The following is a 2,047-nucleotide window of genomic DNA, read 5'->3' on the forward strand; positions in this document are numbered from 1 at the left end:
CGACTGGCATTTCGCCCCGTGACCCTCTCGATCGCATCAAGAACCTCATTGAGACTATGTCCGCGCCCTGAACCGATATTGAACACATGCTCTTCACCGGATTGCGCTGACGATGCCAACAACGCTCTCACCACATCAGAGACATGAATGTAGTCACGTACAACCGTGCCATCGCCCCAAATCTCAACCGTCTCGCCACGCAGGACTTTGCCAAGGAATACGGCTACCGCGCCTTGGCTAGCATAGGTGCGCTGCCCCTCACCAAAGGGGTTTGCAAGACGTAGAACAGTATAATCAAGGCCGTATAAGCGATGGAAAAGCGCCAAATACTTCTCGATCGCCAACTTGGCAATTCCATAGGAACAAGCCGGGTCAGTAGCATGGGTTTCTGGAATAGGTACTTGCGTAGGGTCTCCATACACCGTGCCGCCGGAGGAGATAAAAACAATCTTCCTCAGCCCGGACTTCACCGCGAGGTTTAGCAGGCGGATGGTCGCAACGACATTGCTCTCCACATCGAAGACGGGATCCGCATTTGAAGACTTGGGGAGGGTCGTAGACACCAGGTGATAGCAAACATCGCAACCTTCCAATGCCTTGGCGACTTCGGCCTCGCTGGTGAAGTCTCCTTCGCAAAGCTCGAAATTAGGATGATTGAAGTGGGATTCACCCAACGGCGCCACATTGGGACGATCGAAACAGCGCACAAAATGGCCCTGATCGAGCAATGCGTCTATCAAGTGGGTGCCTATGAAACCACGCCCCCCCAAAACCAGGGACCGCTTAACGGGATTAGGGGAAGTGTTCTCGGAATTATTCAACGTTGCCCTCCAGCGCTTGATATGGTTGAAACTGCCGCCTTGTGCAGCAGCAGACAAGGCGGGCGTGACCTGCCCCATCCTTGGCAACCATTGCAACGACCTACACTTTATTGTTTAACGGAACACACTGTGACGGCTAATGATACGTCAAGAGAGGCGGCTTACCAAATTGCCGGAGACGCCCGTCTTGCTCTCAGCGCAGGCCTGGTAATCAGCCGGACCTGCCCTGTGAGCCCTCCCCTTAACGCTAGCTGTCCTGCTTACAGCAACTCCGGCTACAGGTCTTGGACAGTCAGGCCAGCGGCTTCGGCCTTCGCCGGCTCCGCCCTGCGCTGCTGAATGTCACGCTCGAACAAACGAAGATATTGAGAGGCAACGGCGTCAATTCGATATCGACTGGAAACGTCTTTCACCAGGCCGACGGCTTCCTTGTATTTCCGTTCATCTGTCGCGAACTCTGCAATCACGCGGGCCGCACTCTCGATTGGGACGACCCAATCTTCCAACCCGATAATCTCCCCGGCAACGCCGCTCTCTATCGTCAACATGTTTTTGATGTCGCCTACGTCTGTGGCAATGTATGGCTTGCCGGCGAACAGACAATCGACAATGGTCAGAGGGAAACTCTCTGACCTGAAGGTCGATAACATGATGCCCATGTCCGCGGCAGCATAATGGCCTACGGAGTTATCACTAAAGCCAGCCAGGTAAACGAAGTCCGGCGCACCTGCTTGACAGTATTCATCGTACACCAGGCCATTACCGACCAATATAATACGGATGTCCCGACCGGAAAGTGATCGCGCAAGTTCTACCGCCTGGATAGCTTCGCCCCAGCCTTTATCGGGAATTGCCCGACTGACACAACACAATACAAAAGCATCTTCCGGTATACCCATCTGCACGCGCGAGATTGGAACGATTTCCGGCGGCTGCAACCCGTTAGGAACCTTGACGAAACGGGGAGAAGACTTGTCGTACAGTGAGATGTCCGAGAAAGGAACAAGATTTTTCTCAGCGGTGTAGACCCATGTACTGACACCTTTGTCAGCAATGCGCAACTGTTCATCAGTCACTCCATTGCCATGTTCAATCATCCCGTGCAGAGCAGCCACATGGGCGCCAAGCTCGGAAAAAACATCCGGGACATCGACCGGATACTTCTGAACGTACCACTGGTGGCTATTAAGTGCTTCAATTCCGAAATCATGAATGATCTCTTTCAC

The 2,047-nt window shown here is 53.4% G+C and carries 2 protein-coding genes; both read right to left on the reverse strand.

Going from position 1 to position 2,047, the window contains the following annotated elements; translation table 11 throughout:
* A partial coding sequence (locus AC1DLB_RS28525; protein WP_477786138.1) for an NAD-dependent epimerase/dehydratase family protein occupies positions 1-899 on the reverse strand: 899 nt, incomplete at its 3' end.
* A gap of 197 nt (positions 900-1,096) precedes the next feature.
* Positions 1,097-2,047, reverse strand: a 951-nt coding sequence (locus tag AC1DLB_RS28530; RefSeq protein ID WP_477786139.1) for a glycosyltransferase family 4 protein, incomplete at its 5' end; no start/stop codon positions are given.

It is taken from the genome of Pseudomonas sp. 05N434, assembly GCF_056396965.1.